Source organism: Thalassospira sp. MCCC 1A02898 (genome assembly GCF_001618185.1).
Lineage (GTDB): Bacteria > Pseudomonadota > Alphaproteobacteria > Rhodospirillales > Thalassospiraceae > Thalassospira > Thalassospira tepidiphila.
The window spans coordinates 158,812-183,866 of the sequence record NZ_LPXK01000013.1 but is presented as its reverse complement, the minus strand read 5'-3'; the positions used below and the strand labels follow the sequence as shown (position 1 = coordinate 183,866).

Here is a 25,055-nt window from a genome sequence, read left to right as displayed (position 1 = left end):
TGCCCAACCACGTGTCTTGTTAAGACTTGGCGCTATCGGGTACCGGACGACGATCCGGACCGGTATAGTTCCAGATCATCCGGCGCGGGATCGGTCCCTTGTTGCGGCCACCCTGTTGGGTTTGTTCCCATGCATGGGCCAGAATACCGACCGACCGCGAAAGACAAAACAGGCCACGCGCCAGTTCCGGCGCAAATCCCAATTCGGCATAGATAACCGCCGTCGCACCATCGATGTTCATCGGGATCCGTTTGCCTTTACGCGCCAAAAGCTCCGCCTCGATCGCGCTGGCAATTTCGCCATACCTCCCCGACACATGACCTTCCTGTGCTGCATCGCGTACGAGCGCCAAAAGCCGTGGTGCACGCGGGTCAACCGGGTGGAACCGATGGCCAAAGCCCGGCACATGTTTGCCATGCTCGGCAATCTGATGATCAAGGCCGTCTGAAACTGCCGTTGTCATGTCCTGTCCAGCATCTATGCGCGCTGCGATATCATGATAAAGGGCAACCGCCTGCTCGCCCGCACCACCATGCACATCACCCAGCACATTAACCGCACTGGCCATGGCATTGTTCAGACCAACGCCACACGTTGCCGCCATACGGGCAATGGCGATGCTGGGGGCTTGCGGCCCATGATCGATGGCCGAAACAAGGGCTGCTTCAAGCAACTTGGCCTGCGGTGCCGATGGCAATTCGCCGCGTGTCATCAACCAGATCATGGTCGGAAAGCTGATATTGCCGATCAAATCCTCGATCGCGTAACCGCCATAATGGATTTTGCCCGGCTCCATATCGATGATGCCGGTCTGCCACCAGTCACGTACTTCGTTTTCAACGTATTCAACGGTTTTCGAACTCACAGCACGCCCTCCTCGGCAAAGTTATCGATTTCTTCATTGGAAAAGCCAAGCGACGACAGAATGTCCTGATTGTCTTGTCCAAGTTCTGGCGGCGGTGCACTCACCGACGGAGCATCACCATCCATTTTGATTCCGGTTCGAAGGATGCGGATATCCCGATCGGCACCCGGCACATTCTCAAACGACGCCAACATCCCGCGATCAGCAATCTGTGGCAGGGAAAGCGCCTGTGACACGGTCAGGACCGCACCGGCCGGGACACCAACGGCGTTAAGCTTTTCAACCCAGTAATCGGTTTCTTGTGTGACCAGCACTTCTTCAAGCAGTCCGGTCAAAGTCGATCTGTTTTCGAGCCGTTCCTTGCGCGACACAAATCGCGGATCTTTGATAAGCGCCTCAAGACCAAGAACACCACACAGGGCTTCGAATTGTTCCTGCTTGTTTGCGGCGATGTTGATCTGGCCGTCGGCCGTGGCAAAGGCACCGGATGGTGAAGACGTGAAGTTGTCATTGCCATTGGCAGTCGGCTCCTTGCCGGCAATCAGATAGTTCGATACCACCCAACCCATCGTGGCAATCACCGATTCCAGCATCGAAATATCAATGAAGCTGCCCTTGGCATCCTTGTTGCCCATGGCCCGCCCCGCCAACGCCGAGCTGATCGCAAAGGCCGCTGTCATACCGCCAATGGTATCGGCCATCGGATACCCGACGCGATAGGTCCCTTTATCTTCTTCTCCGGTGATCGTCATGATGCCCGAAAGGCCCTGAACAATCTGGTCATAGGCGGGAAGCTTCTTCATCGGGCCACTCTGGCCAAAGCCGGAAATCGCGCAATAAACCAGCCCCGGATTGACCTTTGAAAGCACATCATAGCCAAGCTCAAGACGATCCATGACACCCGGACGAAAGTTCTCGACCAGAACATCGGCCTTGGCCACGAGCTTTTTGAGGATTTCCTTCCCGCGCGGATCCTTAAGGTTCAGCGTGATCGAACGTTTACCCGCGTTTTGTGCCATGAATGAAACGCCCATGAGCTTTTCATTGAGCTCCATGTCGGCACCAAGCTGGCGGGCAAGATCGCCACGCCCGGGCGCTTCGACCTTGATGACATCCGCCCCCATATGGGCCAGCTGGTGACAGCAAAACGGCCCGGCCAACACATTGGTCAGGTCAAGAACCGTTATTCCGGAAAGAGATTTTGGTCCGCTCATGGATATTTCCTAAATTCTGTCTGGTAGAATTATGCTCTATTATATAGAATTTTGGACCTAGGGAAAATGATGTTCGCCGCGCCAAGGCAACACCCAGCGAACCAGAACAGGTAAAATCCATGTCAGAACAAAACGTTACAGCGGTTGAGCGCGCCTTGGGAATTCTAGATGCCTTCACGGATCAGGACCATGACCTGTCGCTCAAGGATCTGTCCGAGCGTACCGGAATGTATAAAAGCACCATCTCAAGGCTGGCGGGAACGTTGGAGTCTTGTGGTTTTTTGATGATTTCCGGTCGTGGCCGCTATCGCCTTGGCCCGGCACTTTGGCGTCTGGGCTCCATTTACCGACGGTCATACGGCATGGACGATATCGTCCGCCCACACCTTTCGATCCTTGTTTCGGAAAGCGGCGAAACCGCGTCCTTTTACGTGCCCGAAGGCGCCAATCGCCTGTGCCTGTTTCGCGAAAACTCCCCAAGCAGCCTGCGACATCATCTTGAAGAAGGCGCTATTCTTCCTTGTGAATTCGGGGCGGCTGGCCACGTCATCCGCGCATGGGGTGATGGCGTCGATGACCGTTCGTTACAGGTTCTCGAAGACAGGTTTGCCCTGAGCGAAGGTGAACGCGATCCGGATGTTTCGGCGATTGCCGTACCGGTACTGGACCGGCAGAACCACCTGCTTGGTGCTCTTGCCCTTTCTGGTCCGATCAGTCGGTTCACCCCGGAAAAGCGGCTTAAATGCCTGGCTTCGCTGCAATCACGTGCAGCGGATTGCGGTAAACGCATGTCTTCATGATCACAAACGGTCGCCCATCTTTGCCGTTAACGCATAAATCATGTGAACTTTTTTCACCCATTTTTTGCCAATGACAGGTTGGTGACAGGTTTGGCTGTTACCGTCCCGCCACTGCCGATCCGTGAGTCATAAATTGGCCCCGGAACAAACAAGAAGAAAATTCGGCAAGGGAGGTCAGGTCAATTTCCGGGGTCAGGTGGGCATTCATGCCTCTGAAAGCGGTGTTCGGACTCCCCTTGCTGGCGTTTTGTTCCATTGATCGGCTTGCCACTATTCGGGTGGCTGGGAAATTGCTTTAGTGTCTGGAGGAGACCCTGATGAACAAACTGTCGATGTTCTCGCGTCGCGGATTTATCGCAGCAGCCACGGCTGTTGCTGTTTCGACTGCTGCATTTGGTGCAATGGATGCCAAAGCTGCAGAAATCGACGAAATTCACTTCGTCATTCCGGGCGGCGCAGGCGGCGGCTGGGATGGCACAGCACGTGGTACCGGTGAAGCCCTGACCAAATCGGGTCTTGTTGGCACCGCGTCCTACGAAAACATGTCGGGTGGCGGCGGCGGCAAGGCGATCGCTTACATGATCGAAGCTGCTGATCGTCTTGATAACACCCTGATGGTCAACTCCACCCCGATCATCGTGCGTTCGCTGACCGGTGTCTTCCCGCAGTCGTTCCGCGACCTGACCCCGATTGCAGCCGTTGTTGCCGAATATGCAGCATTCGCTGTTCCGGCTGACAGCCCGTATCAGTCCTTCACCGACGTTGTTGACGCGGTCAAAGCTGATCCGTCTTCGGTCAAGTTCGGTGGCGGTTCGGTCCGTGGCGGTATGGACCACATCGTTGCAGCCTATGCTGTTCAGCAGGGCGGCGGCGATGCCAAACAGGTAAAATACATTCCGTATGACGCAGGCGGCAAAGCAATCGCTGGCCTTCTGTCGGGTGAAACCGAAGTTCTGTCGACCGGTCTTGGTGAGCTGCTTGAACTTGCCAAGGCAGGTCAGGTTCGCATTCTGGCTGTAACCTCGAAAGAACGCGTTGAAGCTGCTCCGGACGTTCCGTCGCTTGGTGAACTCGGCATTGATGCAGAATTCGTCAACTGGCGCGGTTACTTCGGTTCGCCGTCTCTGTCAGCTGAAAAAGCGGATGCCTATGCTGCGATCCTCAAGGACGTCCAGGCAACCCCGGAATGGGAAACCGTTCGTACCCGCAATGGCTGGGAAAAAATCTACAAGCCGCGTGCTGAGTTTTCTGCCTTCATGGAAAATCAGGAAAAGGTCGTTGGCGACCTGATGCGCGACCTTGGCTTCCTGAAATAAGCCGTTAATACACAAGTAAAAAGACCTCCGAAGGAAACCACGCCATGTCCATCAATCGCGACAAATTCGGCGCGCTGCTATTTCTTTGCCTTGCGCTGATATATGGCTTCTATGTCGATGACATCCCGCTGCTGTTTGGCGACGAGGATGCCCCGTTCAATGCCAGAACCCTCCCTAACGCCCTTGCATGGTTGCTTGGTGTGGTTTCCTTCATCCAACTGGTGCTGCCGACCAACAAAGAGGCCGGCAGCCTCGAACACGCTTTCCGCGGTCTTAAGTGGAAACGCGTTGTTATTCTGGCGGCACTGATGTTGTTTTATGGCCTGACCATCCGCCAGCTGGGCTTCCCGATTTCAACATCCCTCTTCCTGATGGGCGGTTTTTATACGCTTGGCGAACGGCGTCCGCTGGTTCTGATCCTGACGGCTGTCGGTGTCACGCTTGCTTTCTGGGGCTTGCTCTATGCCATGGGCATCTACCTGACCCCGGGCGATTTCTTCTATTATCTCGGTTGGATGTCAAACGATGCTTGAGGGAATTTTCTCCGGTCTTTCGACCGCTGTCATGCCGATCAACCTGTTGATGGTTGCGGTCGGCTGTTTCGCAGGCACCTTTATCGGGATGCTTCCCGGTCTTGGCCCAATCACTGCCATTGCCCTGATGATCCCGATCACCTACGGGTTTGATCCGTCCACCGGCCTTATTCTGATGGCGGGCGTGTATTACGGGGCAATCTTTGGCGGCTCGACCTCTTCTATTCTGATCAATGCGCCGGGTGTTGCCGGAACGGTTGCGACCGCCTTTGACGGTTACCCGATGGCCCAAAAGGGCCAAGCTGGCAAGGCACTGGCCATTGCCGCCTACTCTTCTTTCTCTGGCGGTACGATTGCCGCAATCTTCCTGCTGGTGGCCGCACCGGCTCTGGCATCGGTTTCGTTGTCGTTCCAGTCGGGTGACTATTTCGCATTGATGGTGCTTGGCCTGACGGCTGTGTCCGCCTTTGCCGGCAAGGGACAGGTTCTCAAGGCGATTACCATGACCCTGTTCGGGATCATGCTTTCGACCATCGGTACCGACCCGGCGGCTGGGGTTGCCCGCTTTACCTTTGGCAGCATGGATTTGGTCGATGGCATCAGCTTCCTTTTGCTGGCCATGTCGACCTTTGCCCTTTCCGAGGCCCTGCTCTCGATCCTGCGTCCGACCAAGGACACGCGTTCCGAGGAAGAAAAGGCGCTTAAAAGCCTGGGCTCGATGAAGCTGTCGAAGGAAGAAGTCAAGATCATGATACCAGTCATTGGCCGTTCGTCGGTTCTTGGCTTCTTTACCGGCGTTCTGCCGGGTGCCGGTGCAACGATTGCATCCTTCCTTGCGTACGGCATGGAACGCAATATTGCCTCGGCCAAGGAAAAGCTCGGCTTTGGCAAGGGCTCCATTCGTGGTCTTGCGGCGCCTGAAACCGCAAACAACGCTGCGTGTTCCGGTTCCTTCGTGCCGCTTCTGACCCTTGGCATTCCGGGTTCGGGCACCACGGCAGTGATGATGGGTGCTCTGATTTCCTATGGCGTTCAGCCGGGTCCGCGTCTGTTTGTTGAACAGCCTGACGTGTTCTGGTCGGTGATCATTTCGATGTATATCGGCAATATCGTCCTGCTGGTTCTGAACCTGCCACTCATCCCGTATATCTCGCGTCTTCTGGCCCTGCCGCAACAGCTTCTTGTTCCGTTCGTTCTGTTCTTCTCGCTGGTTGGTGTCTATCTGGTGACCTTTAACACCATGGACATCCACATGATGGTGATTGCAGCTGCAATCGCGATCGGTCTGCGTCTTTTGAACTATCCGATGGCACCGATGCTGCTTGGCTTCATTCTGGGCAAGATGATGGAGGAAAACCTCCGTCGTGCACTGGCCATCAGCGACGGTTCCATTTCGTTCCTTTGGGAACGCCCGATCACGCTGGTGATCCTGTTGATCAGCATTCTGTTCCTTGCAGCCCCGTTGATCGGCAATCTGCGCAGCTGGTTGGCAAACCGCAAATCAGCGCTTCCCAATGATGGTGAACTCTAAGATCTGCCTCTGAGCGACGTGAAGGATATTGGTAATGCGGTTTCTTGATAATCTGTCGATTGGTCCCAAAACCCTTTTGGTTCCGGTCTTCCTGATGATCGTCATTGTCGCGATGGGGATTGCCACTGTGGCAACCCTTGAAAGCGAGAAAGACACCCTTACCAGCCTTCGCGTTGAAGCCTATGAACGGCGATCCGATGCGCTAACACTCAGCAACGCCCTGAACGAGGCGCACGGATCGCTGTTTCGTATTCTGACCTGGGACTCCAACGGCATTAATGCTGCTGTTGTGCCCGATCTTCGCGAACAGGTCGCCAAACTGGAAGAAGAACTCGCCCCCCTTGCCCAGCGTCTTGCCGCTGTGGGTGGCGATGCCTTTACCGAGAACTATGCGAAATACATGGGACAGGTGAACCAGTTCCTTGTTGAAAGCGAAATGAACATCTATGGCGCGCTGGAAGTCATTGCCCAGGCGGATGAAACCTTCCAGGCCCTTCAGGCGCCGCTTAACGATATCCTTGCCCAATCACATGAAATTGCCACCACATCGTTTGCCGATGCCTATGCGCAGGCCGAAGCCCTGCAGCGTGTCTTTGTCATCGTTGCACTGATTGTTGTGGTTGTTGCGGTTGTTGTGTCGGTCTTCGTCTCCCGGCGCATTTCACGACCAATGACCGACCTTGCCGAATTGATCGAACAAATTTCCAATGGCGATCTTGATGTGAGTGTTCGCGGCGGACAACGTGCTGACGAGATCGGCAAAGTCGCGCGCTCTGTCATGGTGCTGCGGGATCAGTCGAAGGAAGCAGAAGTCCTGCGTCAGGAACGCGAACGTGTGCGTGGCCTTGAAAGACAGCGCCAGCAAAACCTGATCGACGCCACCAACCACTTCCAGCGCGTCGTCCAGGAAGCCCTGTCCGGGTTTGATCAGGAATTCAGCTCGCTCAACGGATCTGCCAGCGACATGGAACAGATTGCAACCCTTGCAAGCGCACGGTCCGCCGACGCAAACCAGCATTCCGAGCAGGTTCTTCATCACATCGAAGCTGTTTCCCAGACGACCGCAAGCTTGTCCGAAGCCATTGCCGAAATAGGCCAACAGGCCCAGAACTCGGCCGAGGTTGCCGGACGTGCACGTTCCGAAAGCGAACAGTCACGCGCCCTGTTTGAACAGCTGACCAACGCCACCCAGCGGATCGGTGATATCGTCAGCCTGATCGAAGACATCGCCAACCAGACGAACCTTCTGGCCCTAAATGCCACGATCGAGGCCGCACGCGCCGGTGACGCCGGTAAGGGATTTGCGGTTGTTGCAGGCGAAGTTAAAAACCTTGCCTCCCAGACTGCACGCGCAACCGAAGATATCGCAAGTCAGGTCGAAGAAATCCGCGGCCTTACCGACAACGTGGTCAATGCCTTGCACGGTGTTGCGGATGTTATAGGCGAAGTGGATCAGTCGGCTGCTGCCATCGCCGCCGCCGTTGAAGAACAGCAGGCCTCCACAGCCGGTATTTCCGACAGCATTCAGGATGCCAATGGCGGTATGCGGACCGTGGCCGAGGCGGTTGGTGCACTGGATAACGAAACAGCCCGCGTCCATAACGGTTCTGCAAACGTAACGCGCGCCACCAGCACATTGAACGACGAAGCCACCAAACTGCGTAACGCAATTGATGGCTTCCTTGAACAAATCGAGAAGAACAAGGCCGAAGCATAATGACGAGAACACCGGATGGTCGCTCAGGCGACCATTGGATCAACCGACTTTCCGGTGTTTTGACACCCCAGTTTTTCAAAAAACTGTCGATTGCTTTGGGGATTGGCCTTGTGGGCGGCTTGATCGCCCATTTCATCAATATGCCTCTGGCCTGGATGATGGGCCCGATGCTGGCCACGTTTGTCGCAAGTCTCCTGCGCGTGCCGATGGGGGTGCCTATGCAGTTTCGCTCTGGCATCCTTGGCGTTATCGGAATTTTCCTCGGCGCATCCTTTACCCCCGATACACTCGATCAGGCCGCAAAGTGGCCGATCAGCATGATCGCGGTTCTGCTGTATGTTCCGATCATCACATTCGTGATCACCTGGTTCTATTCCCGCATTGCACGCCTGGATCCGGCGACAGCATTGTTTTCCGCAACACCGGGTGGCCTGACACCGATGGTCGTTCTCGGGGCCGCGGCTGGCGGCAATGAACAGGAAATTGCCCTGACGCAGGGTTTGCGTGTTTTGCTGCTGGTGATGTCGGCACCCCTGATTGTTTTGATGATCACAGGCGTTGTGGCAAACGGCCATGGCGATAGCCAATCGGTTCAAATGACACTGAACGAAGGTCTTTTGACCGCCGGTTGCGCGATCATCACAGTTCTGGTCTTTCGCAAGCTGCGCATCCCGGCGGCCTACATGACCGGTGCGATGGCGGCTAGTATGGTATTGCATGTATCGGGCATCGTCGAGGGCAACCTGCCCGATTGGCTGCTTGCCGGAAGCCTGTTGATCCTTGGTTCTGCCATTGGCAGCCGGTTTTCGGGCGTCAAGATCGCTGTCCTTGTCCGCCTTGCAGGCTATTCTGTGCTGGCAACCTTTGTTGTCCTGGCCTTCACGGGCGGGGTTGCATGGTTCGTATCGCAATGGCTGGATCTTGATTTCATTGCCGTATTGCTGGCCTTTGCGCCGGGTGGCGTTGCTGAAATGTCATTGATTGCGCTGGCCCTCAATGTCGAACCGAGCTTTGTCGCCTTTCATCATATCGTGCGCATTTTCGAAATCGTGTTGCTGGCGCCACTCCTTGCCAAGTGGTTTCAACGCCACATACAAAAGAAAGCCGCACGGCAAGATTAATCTGTTTCGGACGCTTCTCTCGTCTGATTAGCCAAACATGTCCTTGGTGATCCCGTCATACCAGGCAACAGATTCCTCAAATGTATGCCGGCGGACATCGGCACTTTCATCGGGTTGACTAATAAAGGATGACGTGCTGGCGATCGCGCCGTCAACATTGCCATATTGCGCCCCGACCTTGATCCCGTCATTGGTTTCAACAAGGCTCCAGCACGTATTGAGATAACGCGCTGGAAAGACCCGCGTATCCATCAGATCCGCCATCAGGTGCATCACCACGACTTTCGCCTGACTGTTGGCAGCTGATCCTGACTTTGGCATGGCGCCTGCGATGGACGCATCGCCGATGACAAAGATGTTCTGATCGCGTTTGGACCGCATGCTTTCGGCATCCACCGGGCAGAAACCGCTGTCATCCGAAAGCCCCGCACTGATGGCAATGCTCCCGGCCTGCTGTGCCGGAATGATGTTGAGCAACGCACCGCTAAAGGTATCAAAATCGGTCTCCACTGTTCCGGCTTCGACATCGACACCCTTGATACCCCCGTGGATATTGGGCCCGTACCATTCCACCATGCCCGGATAGTATTTCTCCCACCCTTCCGCAAAAAGCCCCTGTTTGGAGAATTTCTCCTTCGGATCAAGAACAACAATCGTGCAGTCAGTGAGCCCGCGTGCCTTAAGCGTATGGGCAATCATTGAAACACGCTCATACGGGCCGGGCGGACAGCGATACGGATTGGGTGGCGCAACCATCACCACCTGATCACCGTTTTTAAGGCCATCAATTTTTGATTTAAGCAATTGTGTCTGCGGCCCGGCCTGCCAGGCGTGCGGGGCAATTTCCGCCAGCTCCGCCGAATATCCCGGAACACTACCGAATATCAGATCAATACCTGGTGACAGGACCAGCCGGTCATAGGGGATGGTTTCCCCGGTTGATGTGCGCACCTGCTGCGCTGTGCGATCAATTTCTTCTGCCCGGGCTGTTACTTTGCGAATGCCATAATCATTGATCAGTCGATCATAGCCATGCGTGATCGACGCAAAATCGCGATAACCGCCCAGATAAAGGTTGGAGAAAAAGCAGGTCGTGTATTTCTCGGAATCCTCAATCAGGGTGATGTTGATTGCCCCACCGGCCTTTTCGGCCAAATGACGGGCCACCGTTGCCCCACCGGCACCGCCGCCAACAATCACGACATTCTTGCGGCCTTGCGCGCGCAAAATGCCCGGCATTGCCATGACACCTGCACCGGCACCGAGAAACTTGTTGAACGTTCGCCTTGTGACACTGCTCATTTTCTTGTTCCTGATCCGTTGATTAACGACGTTTCACAAACTCCAACCTTTAGTCCTTCGTCGAGAAATAGGTCGCAAGCGCTGCCAATTCTTCCATACCAAGGCTTGCCATGATTGCCTGCATCACTGAATTGTCGCGCAGGCGGTATTTGTATTCCAGCATCGCCTCGACAAAATACTCGCGCGGCAAACCGTCGATCACCGGGATCGCATGATTGGCAGCTTGTCGCTGATGACACGTCACACATTCTGTCGCGAGATAAGCGCCATAATCCGCATCACCGGGCATTGCCAATACCTGTCCGATGGCCTCACCCAATGGCATGTCCGGTGTCGTTTTCTCCGCACCCGCCTCAGCAAACGAAAAGTTCGGGATCCAGAAGATCCCGAACGCGACACACAGCCAGATCCTATCAGTGCCCAGCACCCGAAACACGCGCGCTGTCAAAACCCTGCCACCATCCGTTTCATGATGTTTCCGGTGACAGTTGCGCATTAATCGATCCCCCCGGCACCGTTTTCTTCATCGCCGTCCGGCGTAACATCAAGAATACGCGCGCGCATCACGATCTCGGCCGGACCGTCGCCACAATTTTCCATGCAGGGTTCAACATTGGTCGCGAAATTTTCCTCTTCCAGACGATCATCGGGATAGAAATTTTCTTCGTTAGGCAACGAAATCTCGCTGAAGGTTTCATTGGATAACTCAAAGTCTTCTTCTGTGACAATGTCGTTCAAATACAACAGGTAAGCCGTAATTGCGTAAGTCTGGTCCGCACTCAGCGACCGGGCATTACCAAACGGCATTGCCCGATGGACATAGTCGAAAATCGTCGAGGCGAACGGCCAATAGGACCCGATGGTCTTGACCGGACGGTCCGCCGTCAGGGTATCAAAGCCACCCGATAATACCGGCCAGCGTCCCTCACCTTCACCAAACACGCCGTGACACACCGCACAGTTCTCATCATAGAGCACGCCACCATCGGCAACCGTACCACTGCCAACAGGCAACCCGACACCGTCCGGACGCACATCAATATCCCACGCAGCAACTTCTTCGGGCAGTGCTTCGCGGCCAAGATGATAAACACCATGCTCAGGGATCACTGCATCCGCTGCATTCACAGCAGGTTCCGCCGTAGATGCGGCTTCAACAGGTGCTGCTGCCGGTGCAGACTCAGGTTCCGCTGCGGCTTGCTCCGCACTTTCCGAGAAGGTTGCCAGATAGGCGATCACATTGGCGATCTCGTCGTCCTTTTTCAGGCCGGTAAAGGCCATCTTCGTACCTTTGACATAGTCGCGCGGTTTCGCCAGATATTCGGTCAGACTGTCGTGGTCCCAGACCAAACCTTCTTCACCGGCCTTGGTCATCGCCTTGGAATATTTGAAATCCTCAAGCGATCCTGCGACACGCCCAAAGATTTCATTGAGTTCCGGTCCGACCTTGTTTTTGGCCCCTTCACCCACGGCGTGACAGGCGGCACATTTGCGGAAAACCTTCTCGCCTGCATCTGCATCTTGCGCGTTGGCATTGGTTGCCCATGCTGCGCCAAGCAGAACGATGCTTGCGGTAAACTTAAGAAACTTCGACATTTTCCGCCTCTCCGTTCGACTTCAGATACCAGGTCTGGATGCCATTATTGTGATAGATCGAGTTATCGCCGCGTGCCGCGCGCAGGGCGTCCTTGGTCGGCTGGACGTAACCCTGTTCGTCAATGGCACGCGATTGCAGATAAAGCGGCGATCCGTCCCAGTTGAACTCGTAATAGAAGCGATGCAGCGATTGGCTAAGGCTCGGTCCGTCAATCCGGGCGTGCTGCCAGTTGCGGCCACCGTCAATCGACACATCAACGCGCTTGATCTTGCCATGGCCCGACCATGCAACACCGGTAATGATGGTATGGCCGCGGCCATGGGTGATCGGCGCCTGCGGGCTTGGATTGGTGATAACCGATTTGACATCCATCGCCCAGGTAAACCGCCGTGCACGCCCATCAGGCATAAGATCGGTATATTTCGACGTCTCTTCGCGGAGCTGCCATGGCTTATCGCCGACCTCGATCCGGCGCAGCCATTTCACCCACATATTGCCTTCCCAACCCGGGACGCACAGACGCACCGGATATCCTTGTTCGGGGCGCAAGGCCTCGCCATTCATTTTGAAAGCAACCAGGCAGTCATCAAGCGCCTTTTCAATCGGGATCGAACGACCCATACCCGATGCATCGGCACCTTCGGCGAGGATCCATTTCCCGGATGGTTTAACGCCGGCTTCTTCCAGAAGTGTGCGCAGGCGAACGCCGGTATACATCACGTTGTGCAGCATACCGTGGGTAAACTGGCAGCCATTAAGCTGCGCGCCACGCCACTCCATGCCAGAGTTCGCCGCACATTCAAGGAAGTAGACCCGGTTTTCACGCGGGAAACGCATCAGATCCTGCATGGTAAAGACAAGCGGCTTGTCGACCAGACCATTGATCATCAGGCGATGCTCGGCCGGGTCCACTTCGGCGACCCCGCTGTGATGACGCTCAAAGCAAAGACCATTTGGCGTAATGATGCCGTCAAGTTCATGCAACGGCGTAAAGTTGATCGATGATATCGGATCGGCGGTCAGCCAAGGCACATCGCGACGCACGACATGGGCTTCAAACGGTGACGGCACACCATACGGTGCGGCATCCACGCCCGGACCGGAATACTGGTTCCAGTCCTTGAGTTCCGTAATCGCCGGATCCGGGGTTCCGGCCGCAAATGCCGCACCGCCACCAATTGCGGCAACCGCCGCCCCACCAGCGGCTGTTAAACCACCCTGAAGAAAGCTGCGCCGGCTTGGCACAAAATTCTTATCTTTTTGAGGTTGTTTGGACATGGCTCTTGGTGCCCTCCCTACATATTCGATATTTTATATATATTGAGGCGAAAAATGCCCTGCCCGGTGATTGGAACCGGCCAGGTGATTTCGCCTAGTTCATTCCAATCACTTTCACGGTGTCATTGCGTGGAATATCAATGACCTTGTGACGGGTGATGTAGTTTTCCATCAGATCGTAGACCGCTGGTCCTTCAACGCCTTCATTGACGGATGCCCAACCGGCGACAACATAACGGCGATCCGCTTCAATCGGCTCGCCAGTCTTGATCATCGTCATGTTCGAGATACGGTTGCCGATGCTTTCCTTGGGTGCACAGCTATAGGCCATGCCACCGACACGAACCATGTCACCCCCCTGTTGGAAGAACGGGTCCTTGTTAAACAGGTTGTCACAAACGTCCTCAAGGATTTCCTTGATCTGCGTACCTGTGAATTCCAGGCGATAAACCGACGGGTAATTCATGCTGGTCTGGTTATAAAGATCGTCGATGGTGATATCGTCACCCGGAAGCAATGTTGTGCCCCAACGGAAGCCCGGGCTAAATGCCAGTTCCGCATCTCGTTCTTCCATGATGCCCTGACAAATCAGGTCATCCCATGTCCCGTTGAAATTACCGCGGCGATACAGCAGACCTGACGTCTTGCCGATGACGCGATTGCACTCTGCCTCATAAGGTGCGCGGACCTCGTCAATCTTGGCGGCCATTTCCGGATCCGGATCGATTACATCCGAGAACACCGGAATAAGTGCTGAATTATAATCAGTTACGCGCCCATCTTTAACTTCCAGATCAACGCGCCCCAGATATTTGCCGTGTGATCCCGATGACAAAAGCAATGTATTGCCGATCTTGATCGCCTCGGGCACGGCATCATGGGTGTGGCCTGTCAGGATGACATCAATGCCGTTCACAACAGTTGCCAGTTTCTGGTCCACGTCAAATCCGTTATGCGACAACAGGACAACAACAGCGGCCCCGGCCTCGCGCGCAGCATCGACATTGGCTTGAATAACTTCCGGGCGAATACCAAACGACCAGTTCGGGATCATCCAACGCGGATTGGCAATCGGGGTATAGGGCATGGCCTGCCCGATCACCGCGACCTTGTGCCCGCCGGTTTCATAGAACGCGGTATGTTCGAAAACCGGTTCATCCCATTCCGTGTCAAAAACGTTGCTGGCCAGGAACGGATAACCAAGATCATCAACGATCTCCTTGACCCGATCTTCGCCAAAGGTGAATTCCCAGTGCCCGACCATCGCATCCGGTTTGAGCAGCTTCATGCAATCAACCATGTCCTGCCCATTGGTCTTGAGCGACGTATAGGACCCCTGCCAGGTGTCACCACCATCAAGGAACAGAACGTTGCCATCCCCGCGCTCGGCACGGATCGCCTTGACCAGCGTCGCAGTGCGATCAAGGCCGCCCAGCCGTCCGTAAGTCCGCGCCATATCGACATAATCAACCATGGTATGCGCATAGGCGAGCGGACTGCCGCGCTTAATCCCGAAGTGTGACAGGAATTCCTCGCCAACAAGATGCGGCGGAATGCCTTCAAACGCCCCGACACCGTAATTTTCTGATGGCGGGCGGAAATAGACAGGCTTTAGCTGGGCATGAACATCAGTGAAGTGCAAAAGCGTAATGCTGCCTTTGCTGTCAAACTTCAAAAGATCGTCCTGGGTCAGACGCTGTTGGGCGGCGACACGGGTCAAACTGCCCATATAGCCGGTCGCTGCGGTGGTCACAGCAGCCCATTGTAAAAATTCACGGCGCGAAAACATTTATTGGTGGCCTCCGGGCAATATTCACCTGTTCGGCAACGCGGCCGAGGCATTTAAAGGAAGAAAGGCGGGGCAACCGGGAGGATAATCCAATCACCCCTGTAGTAACTTTTGAGTCTTATTGACGAACTGCCGGTGTCTCGACGGACAAGCCGGTGCCACGCCAGGTCACATAAACCTCAAGCGCCATCAGTTCGTCAGAAAATGCAGCCGGGAATTCCGCACGGGTATCACGGATGCAACCGCGGAAACGGTTGTGCAGTGACACCAGGCTGGCCTGCTTCAGGCGATAAGTCGGGAACCCGTTGACATTGCCCTGACTAAGATGGTCGGCGCGAATGTAGTTGCCATTGTTCTGTTCATGACAGGATGCACAGGAAAGATTGAGCTGCCCGGTCCGGGTGTAATAAAGCTCGTTGCCCTTCTCCCACCAGCTTTGCATGTGCCCTTCGGCAAGATCAATCGCAACCGGCGTGCCCAAAGACTGATGTTTGACATAGGCGGTCAACGCCTTCTGTTCAGGGGCGTCAAACTTATAGGCTTCTGCCCCCATCTCTTCGGTGCGGCACTTGTTGATCTGAAGTTCCACATTGATCGGGCGGTTGGATGCTTCATCCCACTTCGGGAAGCTTGCCCCGACACCAGCCATGCTTTCCTCGGCATCCCCATGACAGGATGCGCAGGATTTACCGGCACTTCCGTCAACCGTATTCCAAAGATCCGCACCGTCCTGCACTTCAAGCATTCCGGGGTTTTCAAAGGTATCGGTTTCCAAAAGACGCGTTTCTTCGGTTCGATACAGCCAACCTGACAGCACCTCGTCAAGCGGGTGACCTTCTGGTGGTGCCGCCCGGGTGATCATCTGGATTTCGCCGTCAATGACGAGTTCTTCGTCAACCGGCCCACCGGCAAACGCAATCCCCGGGACAAGTGCGGTCATGGCAACCGCAGCAGCTTTGGCTATGATTTGGTTTCTCAAGACATTCCCTCCCGATACAGTGGCGGGCCCGTGATCACCTGGATCAAGGACCCGTCCCGAATCATTTTATGGCGATCTTGTTTTCAGTCTCGTAGACAGAACCGTCATCATCCAACCAGCTGAACTTGAATGTTCCAGCCTCGTTAACCTTGGCGGAAAACTCGATATAGGGGTTGGCGGAAATTGCCGGCTCGAGTTCACAGGAAAACACGGGCTTGCCGTTGAATTCACAGGTGAACTTGTTGATGATCTGGCGCGGGATGAGATTGCCATCCTTGCCCTTGCGCAAACCTGATTCCATCGGATGGTTGATCAGGGTCTTGATGGTGATGATCTCACCAGCCGATGCGGATTTCGGCACTTTTACACGCGGCTTGATATTGTCCATTTGACTTTCTCCCGATCCGATCAGCCGCCGCAACCACCGATGGTCACTTTGACTTCTTTTTTATCCATGAAAACCTGACCCTTACTGGTCTTTGCGACCGCAACCACATTCTGGGTTTTCGCAAGACGCATGCGGGTTTTCGCCTCGGCTGCACCGCTCATCGGCGTGAAGTGGAATACAGCGACATCCGGGTTGGGGTTGCCTTCGGCATAGATGACAACCGACTCAACGTAATCGTCATCCGTCATCGGGCTTGCCACAGACACCTCGATCGGTACGGTGTTGCCGTTTTCGGCAATTTCCGGCGTCGTCAGGGTCAGGTCACCACCCATCGCGGGCTCTTTACCACCGGCAAAGTTTTTGATGCTTTCGGCTGTGGCTTCCGGCGTGGCAGAGGCGGACAGCGAGAAGCCGAACACTCCGGCTGCAGCTGCACCGACCGATGCACAAAGCATTTGGCGTCGTGTGAGATTCATCTTGGTTCCTCGGTGGTTGTTATTCTTTGAGCGTTGCCAAATAGGCCACGACATCTTCAACTTCCTGCGCGGTCAGGATTGTTTTGCCGACCAGATCTTCGCGGACATTGATGCCGACATTCAGCGAATAGAAGCCCGGCATCACCGTCTCTTCGGAGAAAACTTCTTTGGCATCAGCCACGATGGCGCGAAGTTCGCCCTCGCTCCAGCGGTCGGCAGCACCGTCAAGCGGCGGCCCGACTTCGCCGTGGAACAGCTGGTCGCTTTGATCTTTGACGGCGTGACATGCCAGACAGTTGCCAAGGCTACGATTGGCAAAGACCTTACGCCCGTTTTCCGGGTCCCCCGGCTGGCTGGTCAATGACTGGGATACGGACATGTCATCGAATTTGACATCGGCAGGTGCAAGTGCATCAGCTGCGGCAAGGGCCGGAAGGCCAACGATCAGGCACGCAAGAAAGGCTCTTGGTTTCCAAGACATGGCGTTGTGGTTCCTCCTGTGACGATGCCCCTGCCCTCTATGTGGCATATGAACATCCCCGGTCTGACATCTGGCGGCTCTGGCGGCGCCTTTAGTTCAAGTTATTCAAACTCAACTTTTAATTCAACACATAAATATGATATTTTTAATGTTTCATGTGCTGAACTATTAATTGTGCATACATTGCAAGGGGTTGTTACTGCCCCAAACGACCCTCTTCCTGAAGCTTCTGAATGATGCGGGCATGATATTTCTGGAAGTGCTCGTCGGTTTCGTAACCCTTCTCGTTCACCCAGCGAAACATATTCAGGAAGGTCCACTTGCCAAACGCACCCGGCATGGTCGCAACCGCGGCCTCGGCGGCATTCCTGCCATCTTCCGGTACTTCTTCAGGCAGAAAAACAATGGTCGGGGTAAAGACATAGCCCCACTTGCGGGCGGCGGTTTTCTCGCTCAGTACGTCACCATCAAGATCAATCACTTCTTCGTCGCCAAACATGTTGTACTGGACGACCTTGAAGTTCTCCTTGATGTAGTCGGATACCTCTGGATCGCTCAGCAGTTCGGTATGCATCTTGGCGCAATAGATGCAGCCGCGCTGTTCAAAGATCATCACCAGACGCTTGTTTTCATCCCGGGCGGCCGCGATATCGTCGGCAATGTCGCGAAATGTGATCGAAAACCAGTCCTGCTTGTGCAGACCATCTTCGCCCACGGTTTCCGCGTGCGATCCTTGTGACCAACTCATTACCAGCAAACCGGCGACCAGACATTTTGCCAAAGGCACTCCACGCAGCAGATGACGCATATTCATGACGCAACTCCTATCCGAGGGTCGAAAGCGAAGGGAAAGTATCAAGCAACCATTGGGCGATGGCCGACATCTGTCCGGTCATGAACAAGACACCGGTCAACACCAACAAGATCCCCATCGCACGTTCAACAGTGTGCATGTGTCGTTTGAATTTTCGGGACCAGCCAACGAACTGCCCGGCGAAAAGCCCCGCCAGCGCAAAGGGCAAACCGATTCCCAGCGAATAAACCGCAAGCAACCCTGCCCCGCGCAATGCCGTGCTTTCCGCCCCGGCAACAAACAGGATTGCGGCCAATGCTGGACCCACGCACGGTGTCCAGCCAAAGGCAAAGGCAAGCCCCATCACATAGGCCCCGACAAGACCCGCCGGCTTTTTCGCAACATTGACCCGCGCATCGCGATACAAAAGCGATATCCGGAAAACCCCCATGAAATGGAGCCCCATGGTCGCAATCATGATCCCGGCAATGATCGATAAGATGTCGAAATAGCTGGCCAGTGACTGGCCAATGACGCTTGCCGTGGCACCAAGGGCGATGAAAATCGTGCTAAAACCCGCGACAAAGGCCAATGCCGTAAAGAACACATGGCGTGACTTCGCACTTGCGACCGCACGATCATCAAGATCCGCAACACTGACCCCTGCCAGATAGGCAAGGTATGGCGGCACAATCGGCAAAACACAGGGCGTAAAGAACGACAACACCCCCGCAAGGAAGGCTGCGCCGAAACCAATATCGAGCAATTCATGTTCCTCCCGGCGCTGTGGGTATCTGATTTTGGAATTTGTTTATCAGCGCCTGTTCAAAGAATAGTATTTTTCATATATATAATTCAATCATAACTTTATGTAGAATTCAGACATATGAAAAAATCGCACATTTCCAGGTCATTCCGGTTCACTCTGGCCATGATTTTCGCATCACAGATGTGGATTGGATCTGCATTGGCGACCGAATTATTGATGCTTGAACAAAAGGGATGCGCATGGTGTGTGCGCTGGCATCAGGAAATCGGCGAAGCCTACCCCAATACCGATCAGGGTAAACTGGCCCCTCTTCGCCGTGTTGATATTCATGAATGGCCCGAAGACCTTGAACACATCGCGCGTGAACGTGTTACACCGACATTCGTGTTAATCAGCAACAACCGGGAAGTCGCCCGCCTGCGCGGTTATCCCGGCGATCATTTTTTCTGGCCGATGCTTGACGAGATGCTCTCGCAATTGCCGAACGATTAGGAAAACTGTATATTCGGTTTGAAGCACAGTATCCAATCGTGTATTGACTTGGATGTCTGGTATAATCGGACATCTAATGGCTTTGGCCCTTTAACCGACGAGCACAGCAAACGATGGCCCTACCACGTTTCAAGCAAAACATGGACTCGACCGAAGCCGAAGCTCTCCTCAAGCAGGCGCGCAAGGCCAGCGAGATGCTCAAGGCGCTGTCGCATGAGACACGCTTGCTGATCCTTTGCATCCTTCAGGAAGGCGAAAGGTCGGTATCCGATCTCGAAGAAATTCTGTCCATGCCCCAGGCTGTTGTATCCCAACAACTGGCACGGCTTCGCATTGATGGTCTGGTCTCGGCCCGCCGCGAAGGGCGCATGATCTATTACCGCATTGTCGATACGGAAATGGCGACCATCATTGGCACGCTTTATGACCTGTTCTGTGCCCCGGTCCGCGACGAAGAAAAAGCCGCTGCCGAATAGGCGACAACTGCTGATCGAAAAAGCTTCCTTGAATTAGAACAGAAAAAACGTCACGATTCCGCCGACGCCTTGGCAAAAAATTACAATCAACAAGGCGGGAGGAAAACGTCATGCTGGGTTTGGATAATCCCTGGGCCCTGCCGCTTGTCGGTGTTTTGACCGGCATCGTGGTGGGATTTGTCGCACGTCGACAACATTTCTGCACGATGGCAGCCCTTGAACGCTATTGGTTCGCTGCCAACAGCATCGGTCTGCGCGCCTGGGTGTTGGCGGCCATCACCGCACTGTTCTGCACCCAAACGTTTATCGCCCTTGGCGTTATCGATCTTTCAAACAGTTTCTACATCACCCCGACCCTGCCGATTGCAGGCAGCATTCTGGGCGGGCTGATGTTTGGCTTTGGCATGGCCTTTGTCGGCACATGCGGCTTTGGTGCCATCATTCGTCTGGGCGGTGGCAATCTGCGTGCGCTGGTCGTCCTGACCGGTATCGGACTGGCAGCCATTGCTGCCCTTCGCGGCGTAACGGGCCATTTTCGTGTCTGGTTTCTTGATCCGCTGTCGATTGAGTTCACCTCAGCCGGATCGCAATCGATTGGCGCGATCGCCTCACATGCCAGTGGATTTGATCTGCACTATCCGATTGCCCTGCTGATCAGTGCCATCGGGCTTTGGTGGGTCTTTCGCAGTTCTGATTTCCGTGCCGAACGTGCCAAGGCGCTTGGCGCCATCACCATTGGTGCCTGCATTTCGCTTGGTTGGGTCTGGACGACGAGCTTTGCAAAATATCGCTTTGTCGAAACCCAGATCGAGGCAGGATCCTTTGTCACCCCGGTTGGCGATACAATCATGCAGATCATCACCGTTACCGGGGCCCTGCCCGATTACGGGGTTGGATTGGTGATTGGGGTGTTTCTGGGCGCGGCACTGGCAGCTTGGAAAAGCAACGACATGCGCTGGGAAGCCTGCGATGACGCCCGCGAACTTGGTCGCCACCTGCTTGGCGCATTTTTGATGGGAACTGGCGGCGTTTTTGCCCTTGGCTGCACCATCGGCCAAGGTGTCAGCGCGTTCTCCACACTGGCAATCTCTTCGCCAATTGTGATGATCTCGATTGCCATCGGGGCACGGGTGGGTCTTGGCGTTCTTCTTGAAGGATCACCGTTCGGGTTCCTGCGCGCAATATCGCTGCGCAAGCACGGTTAAACCAAGACCCACGTAGCAATTATCCCGCCACAACAAACCGATATGCCGGACCTGCCCGCTCGATCACGCCAAGGCCTGGATGCGGCATGTGAAAGCCAATAATCCGCGATCCATCGACGGCAAGCCGATCGAGCAGCATCTTGCGCGTGGCAATGCCCTTTTCGGCATCCTGATCAGATCCGCTTGGCCATTCTGGATGGACCAGGGATACGGCGACATTGGTAATGGCATCGCCAACCACAAGTGCGCTGTTTGATCCGTCATGGATCATGAAAGATGTATGCCCGGGTGTGTGACCGGCGGTATCGACCGCCTCGACACCGGGTACCACCTCTGCACCATAATCGAACAACTCTATACGATCCTCAAGGAAGGCCATCCGGTTGCGCGCCCCGACCACAAAGCTTTTGCGCGCGTCGGGCGTTTTTTCAAGCGTATCCTCGGCCTGCCAGTATTCCCACTCGATCCGGTTCATGTGATAGCGCGCGTCGGCAAAGATCAATTCGTCGAAATCATCAATCAGCCCCCACAGATGGTCGGGATGCGCGTGCGTAAAAACAATATCGGTCACTTCATCCGGGCTGACACCGGCCGCATCAATGTTGTCCATAAGCTTGCCGGCTGACGGCATGAAATTCGGGCCAGCGCCAACATCAAACATCACCACCCGATCATCACGGCGCAAAACGGTGATGTTGCAATCGGGCAGCAACGCATCCGTTGGCTGCCCCTCGGCCTTAAGCAACGCAACCAGTTCATCCTGTGACACATCAGGAAAGGCAAAAGATAACGGCAACATCAGATTGCCATCCGATATGACCGTGATGTCTGACGCACCAAGTTTCAGGGAACCAAGCGCTGACGCAGCGCCGGGAAACAACCCGGCCGCACCCATACCCGCCAGTGCCAACGAAGATTTCAAAACATCACGACGAGACCAGGAATTGCTTCCAGACATTGCATCCTCCACATATATGTTTTTTTGAATGAATGCACTCATGGTTGATTTGGTCAACCTAAAAACATACCAAGCGGAGCTTTCCACACGCCAACAACCCCGGATGCAGCACCAAGCCCCGGGTAAGACACACAGGCAACGTTGTGTGATTTTTTATTTATTTACAATACACTAAAGGACACATTGACCTCACTGCATTCAGTGACGATCTACCGCCCTTTCAACAATCTCATCGTGGTCCAGAACGGGTGCGACGTCGATGTCACTGGCATCCATCATCCCTGAAACACGTTGCAGAGCGGCGATGAGAAACGTCTGTTCCCATTCCTCAAGATTGTTGAATTTGTCCGAAAAACGGTCATGAAGTGCCATCGGTGCGCGATCCAGAATAGCCCTGCCCTGATCGGTAAGCCTGACGAACACCTTGCGCTTGTCGGTGTCTCCGCGCTCGCGTGTCACAAGCCGCATCGCCTGCAACTTGTCGACAAGCGCGGTGGTCGATGCCTGGGCAAGATTAACCTTGGCCGCGATCTGGCCAACCGTCATCTCACCGAATTCCTCAAGCGATTGCAAAACAAGAAGCTGGGATGTTTTAAGCCCGGTCACCTTACCAAGCTTTTTGGCGTGGATATCACTCGCCCGCAGAATGCGGCGGATGGAGATCAACGCTTCATGCAATTTATCCATTGTTATTTTCCGGACGTTTTTCGTTTCTATAGCATGCGTTGTTTTAGCCCCGGACCCGCGGCTGCGCAACGCTTTAAGACACTTTTATATCGAATTTCGATCATTTATTCCATCGATTATCGCTCTATTCAGGAAACAATATTTCATCGAAAGAATATTATCCTTATCGAAGGGCGATACATCAATGTTTAGCTTATTATCAATAGCTTACAGAGTTTCATAGGAAAGTCACAGAGAAGGGGTTGATCAATTTGTATCGTTGTTCTATACATCTCTCGCGACATAAATGATCGTGTATCGAAATAACAGAGCAGGCAGACCGATGAAAATTGCCAACACAAACGGCAATACCGGCCAGAAAGCCAACCTGATTATCCGTAAACCCAAGGCCACAGACGGCGCTGCGGTGAATAACCTCATTGCCGACTGCAAGCCGCTGGATGAAAACTCGATGTATTGCAATCTGCTGCAGTGCTCGCACTTCTCAGGCACGTGCGCGATTGCCGAACTGAACGGCGAAGCCGTCGGTTTCGTTTCGGGCTACATCGTCCCCGACCAGCCTGAACAGCTTTTCATCTGGCAGGTGGCAGTTTCGCCCAAGGCCCGTGGCCTGCGTCTGGCGAAGCGTCTGATCCTTGATATTCTGGATCGTCCGTCCTGCCACAACGTCTCGCAGCTGAACACAACGATCACCTCGACGAACGCACCGTCGCAGGGTGTCTTCCGTTCCGTTGCGCGCGAACTGGGTGCTGATGTAAAGCGCAAGGTCCAGTTTGAACGCGAAACACACTTCGAAGGCGCCGCTGCCAGCGAAATTCTTTGGCAGATCGGTCCGTTCGAGCGCGAAGACGTCGAACGCGTCGCCGCCTAATCCGGCTGACCTAATTTCCCCACTTGTCATACTCGAAATGGCATCGACCATTTTTGGAACATCCGGCACGCCGGAACGTTCGGTATGACAGGTGGACTTGATTTTCCCAATCTGAAAGAGGGAACTATGACTGTATTTGATCGCCTTGAATCGGAAGTTCAGAGCTATGCACGCTCCTTCCCCGTAACCTTTGAAAGTGCTGAAGGCGCTTGGCTGACCGATGTCGATGGCAACCGCTATCTTGATTTCCTTGCCGGTGCCGGCACGCTGAACTATGGCCATAATCATCCTGTCCTGCAGGAAAAGCTGATTGATTATATCAAATCAAACGGCGTAACCCATGGTCTGGACATGCACACCAAGGCCAAGGCAGCCTTTCTTGAAGCGCTCGAAGAGAAAATCTTCAAGCCGCGTGACATGGAATATAAGGTCCAGTTTACTGGCCCGACCGGCACCAATGCCGTCGAAGCTGCTCTTAAACTGGCCCGCCGCGTCAAGGGCCGCGAAACCGTGATTTCGTTTACCAACGGCTTCCATGGTTGCACGCTTGGTTCGCTTGCCATCACGGGTAACGAACATCATCGTGGCGCTGCTGGCGTCTCTCTTGATAACGCTGTCGCCGTGCCGTTTGACGGTTATATGGGTGACGGTGCGGATACCACCGAGTATCTGGACCGTGTCCTTTCGGACAACTCCAGCGGTATCGCCCTGCCCGCAGCCGTGATCGTCGAAACCCTTCAGGGTGAAGGTGGCCTGAATGCCGCTGACTTCGGCTGGCTCAAGAACCTGGAAAAGGTTTGCCGCAAGCATGACATCCTTCTGATTGTTGATGACATTCAGGCGGGCTGTGGCCGTACCGGTACGTTCTTTAGCTTCGAACCTGCTGGCATCAAGCCGGACATCATCACGCTGTCGAAATCGCTTTCGGCGTATGGTCTTCCGCTTGCCGTGGTTCTGATGAAGCCGGAACTCGATGTCTGGCATCCGGGCGAACATAACGGCACCTTCCGTGGTAACAACCACGCGTTTGTGACTGCCGCTGCTGCGCTTGACCATTTCTGGTCAGATGACAAGTTTGCTGCTGATGTACGCGACAAGGCCGCGTTCCTCGAAACGCGCCTCGATGAAATCATTGATCGCTATGGCGATGGCAAACTCTATCGCAAGGGCCGCGGCCTGATGCAGGGTATCTGCTTTGAAAGTGGCGAACTGGCATCGAAGGTCACCAAGGAATGCTTCAAGCATAACCTTGTGATTGAAACCAGTGGTCCGGAAGATGAAGTGGTCAAATGCCTTGTGCCGCTGATCATCTCCAAGCAGGATCTGGCACATGGACTGGAAATCCTTGAACTGGCAACCGCCAAAGCCATGGGCAAGGACGTTTCCCCGTCCAAAGCAGCCGCTGAGTAACATAGTT

General features: G+C 54.6%; 26 protein-coding genes. 11 read left to right on the top strand and 15 right to left on the bottom strand.

Features of this window, described 5'->3' with window-relative positions; translation table 11 throughout:
* Nucleotides 1-19: 19 nt before the first annotated feature.
* Nucleotides 20-865 carry a citryl-CoA lyase gene (locus AUQ41_RS17530; RefSeq protein WP_063089518.1) on the bottom strand — a complete coding sequence of 282 codons (846 nt, stop codon included), beginning with the start codon at nt 863-865 and terminating at the stop codon, nt 20-22.
* Nucleotides 862-2,079: a CaiB/BaiF CoA-transferase family protein gene (locus tag AUQ41_RS17525; RefSeq protein WP_063089517.1), complete on the bottom strand. Its 1,218-nt coding sequence runs from the start codon at nt 2,077-2,079 to the stop codon at nt 862-864. Before AUQ41_RS17525 ends, AUQ41_RS17530 begins: the two co-directional genes overlap by 4 nt.
* A gap of 119 nt (nt 2,080-2,198) precedes the next feature.
* Here AUQ41_RS17525 and AUQ41_RS17520 point away from each other — a divergent pair, with 119 nt between their 5' ends.
* The 6 genes from AUQ41_RS17520 to AUQ41_RS17495 all read left to right on the top strand — a co-directional run bounded on the left by AUQ41_RS17520 (nt 2,199) and on the right by AUQ41_RS17495 (nt 9,097).
* Nucleotides 2,199-2,879 (top strand): IclR family transcriptional regulator, encoded by a 681-nt coding sequence (locus AUQ41_RS17520; RefSeq protein ID WP_063089516.1) that lies wholly within the window; start codon nt 2,199-2,201, stop codon nt 2,877-2,879.
* A gap of 317 nt (nt 2,880-3,196) precedes the next feature.
* Nucleotides 3,197-4,195 carry a tripartite tricarboxylate transporter substrate binding protein gene (locus AUQ41_RS17515; protein WP_174713879.1) on the top strand — a complete coding sequence of 333 codons (999 nt, stop codon included), beginning with the start codon at nt 3,197-3,199 and terminating at the stop codon, nt 4,193-4,195.
* Between the two features lie 44 nt (nt 4,196-4,239).
* Nucleotides 4,240-4,728, top strand: coding sequence for a tripartite tricarboxylate transporter TctB family protein (locus tag AUQ41_RS17510; RefSeq protein ID WP_063089512.1), 489 nt, complete (start codon nt 4,240-4,242; stop codon nt 4,726-4,728).
* On the top strand, nt 4,721-6,259 hold the full coding sequence (locus tag AUQ41_RS17505; protein WP_008891055.1) for a tripartite tricarboxylate transporter permease: 1,539 nt from the start codon (nt 4,721-4,723) through the stop codon (nt 6,257-6,259). Before AUQ41_RS17510 ends, AUQ41_RS17505 begins: the two co-directional genes overlap by 8 nt.
* A gap of 34 nt (nt 6,260-6,293) precedes the next feature.
* Complete coding sequence (locus AUQ41_RS17500; protein WP_063089510.1) at nt 6,294-7,976, top strand: methyl-accepting chemotaxis protein; 1,683 nt, start codon at nt 6,294-6,296, stop codon at nt 7,974-7,976.
* Nucleotides 7,976-9,097 carry an AbrB family transcriptional regulator gene (locus AUQ41_RS17495; protein ID WP_063089509.1) on the top strand — a complete coding sequence of 374 codons (1,122 nt, stop codon included), beginning with the start codon at nt 7,976-7,978 and terminating at the stop codon, nt 9,095-9,097. Before AUQ41_RS17500 ends, AUQ41_RS17495 begins: the two co-directional genes overlap by 1 nt.
* Nucleotides 9,098-9,124: 27 nt before the next feature.
* On the opposite strand, the gene AUQ41_RS17490 is transcribed toward AUQ41_RS17495, so the two are convergent.
* The 11 genes from AUQ41_RS17490 to AUQ41_RS17440 form a co-directional block, all read right to left on the bottom strand.
* On the bottom strand, nt 9,125-10,399 hold the full coding sequence (locus AUQ41_RS17490) for an NAD(P)/FAD-dependent oxidoreductase (RefSeq protein ID WP_063089507.1): 1,275 nt from the start codon (nt 10,397-10,399) through the stop codon (nt 9,125-9,127).
* Between the two features lie 49 nt (nt 10,400-10,448).
* Nucleotides 10,449-10,895 (bottom strand): hypothetical protein, encoded by a 447-nt coding sequence (locus tag AUQ41_RS17485; RefSeq protein WP_063089506.1) that lies wholly within the window; start codon nt 10,893-10,895, stop codon nt 10,449-10,451.
* Nucleotides 10,895-11,995, bottom strand: a complete 1,101-nt coding sequence (locus AUQ41_RS17480) for a c-type cytochrome (RefSeq protein ID WP_063089504.1) — start codon at nt 11,993-11,995, stop codon at nt 10,895-10,897. Before AUQ41_RS17480 ends, AUQ41_RS17485 begins: the two co-directional genes overlap by 1 nt.
* Entirely contained in the window at nt 11,979-13,241 is a 1,263-nt protein-coding gene (gene soxC / locus AUQ41_RS17475) for a sulfite dehydrogenase (RefSeq protein ID WP_232308439.1), read from the bottom strand. The genes AUQ41_RS17480 and soxC overlap by 17 nt, the downstream gene beginning before the upstream one ends.
* Before the next feature lie 127 nt (nt 13,242-13,368).
* A complete protein-coding gene (gene soxB, locus AUQ41_RS17470; protein WP_063089501.1) occupies nt 13,369-15,063 on the bottom strand; it encodes a thiosulfohydrolase SoxB in 1,695 nt (564 codons plus the stop codon).
* A 118-nt stretch (nt 15,064-15,181) separates the two neighbouring features.
* Nucleotides 15,182-16,042, bottom strand: a complete 861-nt coding sequence (gene soxA, locus AUQ41_RS17465) for a sulfur oxidation c-type cytochrome SoxA (protein WP_143588717.1) — start codon at nt 16,040-16,042, stop codon at nt 15,182-15,184.
* 61 nt (nt 16,043-16,103) lie between these two features.
* On the bottom strand, nt 16,104-16,430 hold the full coding sequence (gene soxZ / locus AUQ41_RS17460; RefSeq protein WP_063089497.1) for a thiosulfate oxidation carrier complex protein SoxZ: 327 nt from the start codon (nt 16,428-16,430) through the stop codon (nt 16,104-16,106).
* 20 nt (nt 16,431-16,450) lie between these two features.
* Complete coding sequence (soxY, locus tag AUQ41_RS17455) at nt 16,451-16,906, bottom strand: thiosulfate oxidation carrier protein SoxY (protein WP_008891065.1); 456 nt, start codon at nt 16,904-16,906, stop codon at nt 16,451-16,453.
* Nucleotides 16,907-16,925: 19 nt separating this feature from the next.
* Nucleotides 16,926-17,387 carry a sulfur oxidation c-type cytochrome SoxX gene (soxX, locus tag AUQ41_RS17450; RefSeq protein ID WP_063089495.1) on the bottom strand — a complete coding sequence of 154 codons (462 nt, stop codon included), beginning with the start codon at nt 17,385-17,387 and terminating at the stop codon, nt 16,926-16,928.
* Nucleotides 17,388-17,583: 196 nt separating this feature from the next.
* A complete protein-coding gene (locus AUQ41_RS17445; RefSeq protein ID WP_198155650.1) occupies nt 17,584-18,201 on the bottom strand; it encodes a thioredoxin family protein in 618 nt (205 codons plus the stop codon).
* A gap of 10 nt (nt 18,202-18,211) precedes the next feature.
* On the bottom strand, nt 18,212-18,946 hold the full coding sequence (locus tag AUQ41_RS17440) for a cytochrome c biogenesis CcdA family protein (RefSeq protein ID WP_063089493.1): 735 nt from the start codon (nt 18,944-18,946) through the stop codon (nt 18,212-18,214).
* Between the two features lie 219 nt (nt 18,947-19,165).
* Here AUQ41_RS17440 and AUQ41_RS17435 point away from each other — a divergent pair, with 219 nt between their 5' ends.
* The 3 genes from AUQ41_RS17435 (at nt 19,166) to AUQ41_RS17425 (ending at nt 21,122) form a co-directional block, all read left to right on the top strand.
* Nucleotides 19,166-19,441, top strand: coding sequence for a transcriptional regulator (locus AUQ41_RS17435; protein WP_232308438.1), 276 nt, complete (start codon nt 19,166-19,168; stop codon nt 19,439-19,441).
* A gap of 113 nt (nt 19,442-19,554) precedes the next feature.
* Complete coding sequence (locus tag AUQ41_RS17430; protein WP_063089490.1) at nt 19,555-19,917, top strand: helix-turn-helix transcriptional regulator; 363 nt, start codon at nt 19,555-19,557, stop codon at nt 19,915-19,917.
* Nucleotides 19,918-20,027: 110 nt separating this feature from the next.
* Nucleotides 20,028-21,122, top strand: a complete 1,095-nt coding sequence (locus tag AUQ41_RS17425) for a YeeE/YedE family protein (RefSeq protein WP_063089489.1) — start codon at nt 20,028-20,030, stop codon at nt 21,120-21,122.
* 19 nt (nt 21,123-21,141) lie between these two features.
* On the opposite strand, the gene AUQ41_RS17420 is transcribed toward AUQ41_RS17425, so the two are convergent.
* Both AUQ41_RS17420 and AUQ41_RS17415 read right to left on the bottom strand, forming a co-directional pair.
* Nucleotides 21,142-22,080, bottom strand: a complete 939-nt coding sequence (locus AUQ41_RS17420) for an MBL fold metallo-hydrolase (RefSeq protein ID WP_063090115.1) — start codon at nt 22,078-22,080, stop codon at nt 21,142-21,144.
* A gap of 198 nt (nt 22,081-22,278) precedes the next feature.
* Nucleotides 22,279-22,767, bottom strand: coding sequence for a MarR family winged helix-turn-helix transcriptional regulator (locus AUQ41_RS17415; protein WP_008891073.1), 489 nt, complete (start codon nt 22,765-22,767; stop codon nt 22,279-22,281).
* A 322-nt stretch (nt 22,768-23,089) separates the two neighbouring features.
* Here AUQ41_RS17415 and ectA point away from each other — a divergent pair, with 322 nt between their 5' ends.
* Together ectA and ectB are read left to right on the top strand one after the other, a co-directional pair.
* Nucleotides 23,090-23,638 (top strand): diaminobutyrate acetyltransferase, encoded by a 549-nt coding sequence (gene ectA / locus AUQ41_RS17410; protein ID WP_008891074.1) that lies wholly within the window; start codon nt 23,090-23,092, stop codon nt 23,636-23,638.
* A 126-nt stretch (nt 23,639-23,764) separates the two neighbouring features.
* Entirely contained in the window at nt 23,765-25,048 is a 1,284-nt protein-coding gene (gene ectB, locus AUQ41_RS17405) for a diaminobutyrate--2-oxoglutarate transaminase (RefSeq protein ID WP_063089488.1), read from the top strand.
* Nucleotides 25,049-25,055 lie beyond the last annotated feature (7 nt).

Coding starts and splice junctions, on each gene's coding strand:
- AUQ41_RS17485 (WP_063089506.1), bottom strand. CDS start 10,895: ATGCGCAACTGTCACCGGAAACATCATGAAACGGATGGTGGCAGGGTT.
- AUQ41_RS17425 (WP_063089489.1), top strand. CDS start 20,028: ATGCTGGGTTTGGATAATCCCTGGGCCCTGCCGCTTGTCGGTGTTTTG.
- AUQ41_RS17490 (WP_063089507.1), bottom strand. CDS start 10,399: ATGAGCAGTGTCACAAGGCGAACGTTCAACAAGTTTCTCGGTGCCGGT.
- AUQ41_RS17505 (WP_008891055.1), top strand. CDS start 4,721: ATGCTTGAGGGAATTTTCTCCGGTCTTTCGACCGCTGTCATGCCGATC.
- AUQ41_RS17420 (WP_063090115.1), bottom strand. CDS start 22,080: ATGTCTGGAAGCAATTCCTGGTCTCGTCGTGATGTTTTGAAATCTTCG.
- AUQ41_RS17415 (WP_008891073.1), bottom strand. CDS start 22,767: ATGGATAAATTGCATGAAGCGTTGATCTCCATCCGCCGCATTCTGCGG.
- AUQ41_RS17480 (WP_063089504.1), bottom strand. CDS start 11,995: ATGTCGAAGTTTCTTAAGTTTACCGCAAGCATCGTTCTGCTTGGCGCA.
- soxY (WP_008891065.1), bottom strand. CDS start 16,906: ATGAATCTCACACGACGCCAAATGCTTTGTGCATCGGTCGGTGCAGCT.
- AUQ41_RS17510 (WP_063089512.1), top strand. CDS start 4,240: ATGTCCATCAATCGCGACAAATTCGGCGCGCTGCTATTTCTTTGCCTT.
- soxX (WP_063089495.1), bottom strand. CDS start 17,387: ATGTCTTGGAAACCAAGAGCCTTTCTTGCGTGCCTGATCGTTGGCCTT.
- AUQ41_RS17500 (WP_063089510.1), top strand. CDS start 6,294: ATGCGGTTTCTTGATAATCTGTCGATTGGTCCCAAAACCCTTTTGGTT.
- ectA (WP_008891074.1), top strand. CDS start 23,090: ATGAAAATTGCCAACACAAACGGCAATACCGGCCAGAAAGCCAACCTG.
- soxZ (WP_063089497.1), bottom strand. CDS start 16,430: ATGGACAATATCAAGCCGCGTGTAAAAGTGCCGAAATCCGCATCGGCT.
- soxB (WP_063089501.1), bottom strand. CDS start 15,063: ATGTTTTCGCGCCGTGAATTTTTACAATGGGCTGCTGTGACCACCGCA.
- AUQ41_RS17495 (WP_063089509.1), top strand. CDS start 7,976: ATGACGAGAACACCGGATGGTCGCTCAGGCGACCATTGGATCAACCGA.
- AUQ41_RS17515 (WP_174713879.1), top strand. CDS start 3,197: ATGAACAAACTGTCGATGTTCTCGCGTCGCGGATTTATCGCAGCAGCC.
- AUQ41_RS17435 (WP_232308438.1), top strand. CDS start 19,166: ATGCTTGAACAAAAGGGATGCGCATGGTGTGTGCGCTGGCATCAGGAA.
- ectB (WP_063089488.1), top strand. CDS start 23,765: ATGACTGTATTTGATCGCCTTGAATCGGAAGTTCAGAGCTATGCACGC.
- AUQ41_RS17430 (WP_063089490.1), top strand. CDS start 19,555: ATGGCCCTACCACGTTTCAAGCAAAACATGGACTCGACCGAAGCCGAA.
- AUQ41_RS17525 (WP_063089517.1), bottom strand. CDS start 2,079: ATGAGCGGACCAAAATCTCTTTCCGGAATAACGGTTCTTGACCTGACC.
- AUQ41_RS17520 (WP_063089516.1), top strand. CDS start 2,199: ATGTCAGAACAAAACGTTACAGCGGTTGAGCGCGCCTTGGGAATTCTA.
- AUQ41_RS17445 (WP_198155650.1), bottom strand. CDS start 18,201: ATGAATATGCGTCATCTGCTGCGTGGAGTGCCTTTGGCAAAATGTCTG.